This is a genomic window from Marinobacter sp., from assembly GCF_040904845.1.
Taxonomy (GTDB): domain Bacteria; phylum Pseudomonadota; class Gammaproteobacteria; order Pseudomonadales; family Oleiphilaceae; genus Marinobacter.
In genome coordinates this window covers 40,910-47,352 of the sequence record NZ_JBBDSR010000029.1, presented here as the reverse complement: position 1 = coordinate 47,352, position 6,443 = coordinate 40,910, and the positions used below count along the sequence as shown (strand labels likewise).

The following is a 6,443-nucleotide window of genomic DNA, read 5'->3' as shown; positions in this document are numbered from 1 at the left end:
ACCTTGATCTACACGGCCTGGGGTGGCTTGCGCGCCAGCATTGTGACGGATCAGTGGCAGGCGTTCCTGTTGATTGCCCTGTTGATCATTGTTGGCACCGTAGCAACAGACCGGCTACCTGAAATGAGCTTTGACCACACCCCACAGGTGCCGGTCGGCAGCGCCCTGAGTGTCGCCCTCACGCTGGTTATAGCCGTGACGGCGGCCAACCTGTTCCACCAGGGTTACTGGCAACGCCTGTGGTCCGCGCGGGACACCTCGGCGCTGCAGCGGGGAGCCTTCTTTGGCGGCATCATTACCATTGCCGTGGTCGCCGTAGTGGGTGCACTGGGCATTGCCGCCGCCATGAGCGGAACCGACCTTGGCTCCCCGCCGATCCCGTTCTTTGCCATGCTGGCTGAGGCTCCGGCCTGGCTGACCATTCCTGCACTGGTGTTAGCGTTAACGCTGGTCGCCTCCTCGGTAGACACGCTGCAGAATGCTCTTGCTTCCCTGGCGGTTACCGAGAAACGCAGCCTGTCATTGACGTCGGCGCGCTGGCTCACGGTGCTGCTGATGATTCCGGTGGTACTGATTGCACTGCAGGGCATGTCGGTGCTCAGGTTGTTCCTGATTGCCGACCTGCTGTGCGCAACGGCGGTGATCCCGGTCCTGTTGGGGTTATGGAAGCGCATGTCGACGTTTGCCGCGGTATGCGGCGGTCTGGCAGGGCTCATGGGGGCCGTGCTGCCAGGGTGGTACACCGGAGGCACCCTGACTGCAGGCTTGTACGCGGCCAGTTTCCCCGGTGCTATTCCCACCCTCGCGCCCTTCCTTGGCGCGCTGGTGTGTTCAGCCGGCGTGAGCATTCTGTTGGCGTCGGTCCGGGGGTCCCAGGGAGCAGCACGGTCCTAACGGACCCGCCCCGGTCGGGAACACGCTTCCCGGTGTACAAACTGTTACCGAAACTTCCACTTTCGTCCGATTGTGGCCGCCTCCAACATTACTGAAACTGGCCGACGATATTCACAAAACAAACAATAAAAACGGGTGCGCGCGCCCGGACACGACGCGTTACAGGGGGCGTCCATCAATGACAACAACCACAATTCGGCAACTGCTCGCGGCAGCTTTGATGGCCCTTACCTGCACCACGGCCGTCGCAGAATCCCTGAAAATCGGGCTGAACTACCCACAAACCGGCCGCTATAAAGACCAGGGCCTGCAACAACGTCTCGGTGCATTTCTGGCGGTCGATGAGATCAATAAGGCCGGCGGTGTCAGGGGAGACCCCCTTGAACTGGTCATTCGCAACACCTCTGGTGATCCGGCCCGCGGGGCACAGAACACCACCGACCTGATCGAAAACGAAGGCGTCAGCATGCTGTTTGGTGGCGTATCCAGTGCCGTGGCCATTGCCTCGGGCAACGCCGCTAAAGAAGGGAACCGTATCTACTTCGGTACCCTGACTTACTCCAACGCGACCACCGGCAAAGACGGCCACTCCCATATGTTCCGGGAACCTTATAACGCATGGATGACCGCGAAAGTACTCAGCAAATACCTCAACGCCAATCATCCGGACGACGACTATTTCTACATCACCTCGGATTACACCTGGGGCTGGTCAGTCGAGGAATCCGTGCGAAAGTTTTCCAACACCGAAGACACCCAGCAACACCCAGGTGTGAAAACCCCATTTCCGAGAGCCCTGATTACAGATTTCAGAAAGGCCCTCGAAGATGCCGAGGCCAGCGGTGCCAAGGTACTGATGATGGTGCTGTTCGGCGACGACATGGTGCGCGCACTGAACGTTGCTTATGAAATGGGGCTGACCGAAAAGATGCAGGTTGTGGTGCCCAACCTGACACTGGGTATGGCACGTCAGGTCGGACCAACCATCATGGAAGGCGTTGTCGGTGGTTCGCCCTGGGTCTGGAACGCGCCCTATGAGCTCGACTACCCCCGTGGCAAACAGTTTGTCGAAGCGTTTTCCAAACGCTATGAAATGCGCCCGTCAACCGCTGCCGCATCCGCGTACAGCATTGTTTACCAGTATAAGGACGCTGTCGAGCGGGCTGGCACCACCGATACCGCCACCATTATCCAAACGCTTGAGGGTCACCGTTATACGTTCCTGAAAGACGAGCAGCAGTGGCGGAACTTTGATCACCAGAACGTTCAGACCGTCTACGTCGTCAAGGTAAAACCCCGCAACAGCATCGTTGCTGACGAATACGGGGCCGATTACTTCAGTATTATCGACTCCATGCCCGGTGCTGAAGCGGTACAGTCACGTGATGAGTGGGAGCAGCGACGTCAGGCAGCCGGCAAGCCGCTACAGTTGTAATGCCTGACGGACCGCGCTGGCCGATATCAATGTGCGGATGATCACCCTATGGCGTGCCGAGGTCGTTCCTCCGGTTGAACAGCGTTATACTCGCTAGCTTCAACAGACAGGTATGCCAGGGAACGATCAGCTCATGAGCACAGAGCATACAGATTACGATGTGATCGTTGTCGGAGGGGGCGTTAACGGGACCGGTATCGCCATGGATACGGCCGGTCGTGGCCTGAAAGTGTTGTTGTGCGAGATGAACGATCTCGCCTCGGCCACCTCCTCCAACAGTAGCAAACTCATTCATGGCGGCTTACGCTACCTTGAACACTACGAATTCCGCCTTGTGCGGGAAGCGCTGGCCGAGCGCGAATCTCTGCTACGAAACTCCCCCCACATCATGTGGCCCATGCGGTTCCGGCTACCCTACCGGGCGCATTTACGGCCAGCATGGATGATCCGAACGGGTCTGTTTCTCTACGACCACCTGGCCAAACGTGAACTCTTGCCCAGCTCACGATCTATCCGCTTTGACAGCAGTGGCCCATTGAAAGCCGACATTACCCGAGGGTTTGAATATTCAGACGGCTGGGTGGACGACGCCCGACTGGTGGTGTTGACCGCTTTGGAAGCGCAGACCCGGGGGGCCACAGTGCTGACCCGCACCAAATGCGTCAACGCAGAACGAGGCCCCCAAAAATGGACCGTCACCCTGGCCAGTACACTGGACAGCAGCACCCGCACGGTGACGGCAAAGGCGATCGTCAATGCGGCCGGTCCATGGGTCAGTCGGTTATTCGGTGAATCCCTGTCCATGCCTTCGCCGAAAATGATCCGGATGGTCAAAGGCAGCCACATTGTTGTGCCCCGTCTGAACAAAAGCACAGAGGCTTACATTCTGCAGAACGAGGATGGCCGCATCGTTTTTGTGATTCCCTACGAGGACCAGTTTTCGCTGATCGGCACCACCGATGTCGAGTACGAAGGCGACCCTCAAAAAGCATCCATATCGGCCGACGAAACGCATTACTTGCTCGATATCGTCAACAATCACTTCCGTCGGCAGTTATCGGTGGACGATGTGGTCTGGTCCTATTCCGGCGTCAGGCCATTGATGGATGACGAACAGCAACCCGCCCAGAAGGCAAGCCGGGATTATTCCTTTGAGGTGGATGCCGACACCGACAAAGCGCCGGTCATTTCCGTGTTCGGTGGGAAAATTACCACCTATCGCAAGCTCGCCGAAGCCGCCACCGAAAAACTGTGTCAGTTCTTCCCCGGCACCGGCCGCCCCTGGACTCGGGACGCCGTGTTGCCCGGAGGCGATTTCAGCAACCACAGCACCTTATCGACTGAGCTGAAATCCCGATGGCCGTGGCTTACCGACGACCTGTTGAGCCGTTACGTACGTACCTACGGCACACTCACCCGGCAGGTGATCGGGTCAGCCAACGCCCTCAGCGACCTGGGCAGGTGTTTCACCGGCAATCTGTACCAGAATGAAGTGGATTACCTGATTTCAAAGGAATGGGCGATGACCGCTGAAGACATTCTCTGGCGACGGACCAAACAGGGGCTCCATGCCTCCGAACCGCAGTCGCGGGAACTGGATTCCTACGTCCGTCTCAGGATTGAAGAATGCCGCGAATCCGTGACCGCAGTTTCGGAATAACCTCCTCCTCAAACCAGGGGTTCTTTCTGAGCCAGAGATTGTTTCGCGGGCTGGGATGAGGCAGAGGCATCATCGCCGGCCAAACATACGGCCAATTCCTCACATTATCGGTCACCGATTTTCGCGCCCCTGGCAGATGCCATTGGTGAGCGTACTGCCCGATCACCAACGTCAGTTCAACATGCTGCAGGCGGGACAATAAAACCTCGCGCCAGGTCGGGGCGCACTCGGGGCGTGGCGGCAGGTCACCGGATTTACCGGTACCGGGATAACAGAAACCCATTGGCAGAATGGCCAATTCCCGGTCATCGTAAAAGGTATCGCGGGTGATCCCCATCCAGTCCCGGAGCCGGTCACCGCTGGGGTCATCGAATGGCACTCCGGATTGGTGAACCCGGCGGCCGGGAGCCTGACCGACCACCAGTACCCGAGAGGACTCGCTGAGCTGTACCACAGGGCGAGGACCAAGCGGTAAATGCTCTGCGCACAACGTGCAACGCCGGACTCGCGCAACAAGCTCCTGAAAGGACATTGACGAGTAAGAGTCAGTCATGGCTCTACCTCTTTACGCACAGAACGGGTGACGGGCTTCGTCATGCATTATGGTTCCAGAAGAAGCAGGCACCTTCCTCCGGATTGCTGGCGGCCCGGCGCATCCAGCCAAAAAGCTCCCGTCCATAGCCCTGATGGGATCCGTCCAGATTAACGTTCGCGGGGTTGCGGGCCTTCAGAACATTCGCTTCCACGCTGATAGAAAGCTCCCCTTTTTCGGCATCCAGACGAACCACATCGCCGTCGCAGATGCGAGCGAGCGGGCCTCCATCCAAAGCTTCCGGGTACACGTGAATGGCCGCCGGCACTTTACCGGAAGCACCCGACATGCGGCCATCAGTCACCAGGGCGACCCGGAAGCCGCGATCCTGCAGAACACCGAGATAGGGCGTCAGCTTGTGCAGTTCGGGCATACCATTGGCTTTCGGGCCCTGGAAGCGCACCACAACGACACAGTCACGATCCAGGTGGCCGGCCTCAAAGGCCCCTTTAAGCTCATTCTGGTCATCGAACACAACCGCCGGCGCTTCAACCTGTCTGTACTCAGGAGCAACAGCCGATACTTTGATAACGCCTCGCCCGAGATTGCCGTCCAGAACTTTCAGCCCTCCATTGTCCGCGAAAGGCGCGGCCGCAGAGCTGAGAACGTCTGGAGCGCGGCTCTCACCGGGTGCCGGCAACCACACCAGTTCGTCGTTAGCCATTTCCGGCATGCGGGTGTATTGCTCCAGCCCGTGGCCCATCACTGTCTGCACATCGTTGTGAAGATACCCGCCATGAAGCAGCTCACGGATCAGGAAAGGCGTACCACCGGCCTGATGAAACGCGTTGATGTCCTCCTGGCCGTTCGGATAAATCCGAGTCATTGACGGAACCACCGAGGAGAGCTCGGCGTAATCATTCCAGTCAATCAGTATGCCCGCAGCCCTGGCAATCGCGATCCAGTGGATGGTGTGATTGGTGGAGCCTCCGGTCACCAGCAGCGCCACCAATGCATTCACAATGGCTTTCTCATCCACCATATCACCGAGGCCGAGTTCGCCACCGTGAGGTTTCGACAGACGGATGACCTGCTCGGTTGCTGCCCGCGTCAGATTGTCCCGCAACGGCGTTCCCGGATTAACGAAAGCCGCACCAGGTAAGTGCAACCCCATGACTTCTACCAGTAACTGGTTGCTGTTGGCAGTGCCATAAAACGTACAGGTGCCCGGGCTATGGTAAGACTTGCTCTCGGCTTGCAACAGCTCATCCCTGCCAATTTTTCCTTCGGCGTACAGCTGACGGATGCGTTGCTTTTCCTTGTTTGGCAACCCTGAGGGCATCGGCCCTGCGGGCACCAGAATCGTGGGCAGGTACCCGAAACTGAGGGAGCCGATCAGCAGGCCCGGCACAATCTTGTCGCAAATACCGAGCAGCAGCGTGGCATCGAACATATTGTGACTGAGCGCGACGGCTGTGCTCATGGCGATCACATCCCGTGAGAACAGGCTCAACTCCATGCCCGGCTGGCCCTGGGTTACACCATCACACATCGCGGGGGTGCCGCCGGCAACCTGTGCGACGGAGCCCATGCCATGGGCGGCTTCACGAATAATATCCGGAAAACCCTGATATGGCTGATGGGCCGAGAGCATGTCATTATAGGCGGACACGATGGCCACGTTGGCCTTGTTCATAAAGGTGAGGGTGTCTTTGTCTGACGGGCTGCACGCAGCAAAACCGTGTGCCAGGTTGCCACAGGACAGGCTGCTTCGGTGTGGCGATTGAGCCTTCAGCGCCTGCATCCGCTCCAGGTAATTCTGACGACCGGCACGACTGCGCTCAGTGATTCGCTGTGTCACCCTATCAACCACGGCATGCATCTGGCTCTCTCCTTTTATCACCGACTGCCACTCGTATTAG

Annotated in this window: 4 protein-coding genes and 1 pseudogene; 3 read left to right on the top strand and 2 right to left on the bottom strand. The window is 58.4% G+C overall.

Annotation, left to right across the window (positions count from 1 at the left end):
* The 3 genes and pseudogenes from WD429_RS03200 to glpD all read left to right on the top strand — a co-directional run.
* Window positions 1-894, top strand: a pseudogene (locus WD429_RS03200) (sodium:solute symporter); the annotation flags it as partial.
* A gap of 220 nt (window positions 895-1,114) precedes the next feature.
* Window positions 1,115-2,329: a substrate-binding protein gene (locus tag WD429_RS03195; protein ID WP_368420729.1), complete on the top strand. Its 1,215-nt coding sequence runs from the start codon at window positions 1,115-1,117 to the stop codon at window positions 2,327-2,329.
* Between the two features lie 133 nt (window positions 2,330-2,462).
* Entirely contained in the window at window positions 2,463-3,989 is a 1,527-nt protein-coding gene (gene glpD / locus WD429_RS03190; RefSeq protein ID WP_368420727.1) for a glycerol-3-phosphate dehydrogenase, read from the top strand.
* Here the strand turns inward: glpD and WD429_RS03185 are convergent.
* Both WD429_RS03185 and edd read right to left on the bottom strand, forming a co-directional pair.
* On the bottom strand, window positions 3,943-4,542 hold the full coding sequence (locus WD429_RS03185; protein ID WP_368420726.1) for a uracil-DNA glycosylase family protein: 600 nt from the start codon (window positions 4,540-4,542) through the stop codon (window positions 3,943-3,945). The two genes, glpD and WD429_RS03185, sit on opposite strands and share 47 nt — an antisense overlap.
* Window positions 4,543-4,582: 40 nt before the next feature.
* The gene (gene edd, locus WD429_RS03180; protein ID WP_368420725.1) at window positions 4,583-6,403 is read right to left on the bottom strand and encodes a phosphogluconate dehydratase; all 1,821 of its coding nucleotides are present in this window, start codon (window positions 6,401-6,403) and stop codon (window positions 4,583-4,585) included.
* Window positions 6,404-6,443 lie beyond the last annotated feature (40 nt).

What these genes read in the sequence shown, in the direction of transcription:
- WD429_RS03195 (WP_368420729.1), top strand. Translation starts at nt 1,115, where the DNA reads ATGGCCCTTACCTGCACCACGGCCGTCGCAGAATCCCTGAAAATCGGG.
- glpD (WP_368420727.1), top strand. Translation starts at nt 2,463, where the DNA reads ATGAGCACAGAGCATACAGATTACGATGTGATCGTTGTCGGAGGGGGC.
- WD429_RS03185 (WP_368420726.1), bottom strand. Translation starts at nt 4,542, where the DNA reads ATGACTGACTCTTACTCGTCAATGTCCTTTCAGGAGCTTGTTGCGCGA.
- edd (WP_368420725.1), bottom strand. Translation starts at nt 6,403, where the DNA reads ATGCATGCCGTGGTTGATAGGGTGACACAGCGAATCACTGAGCGCAGT.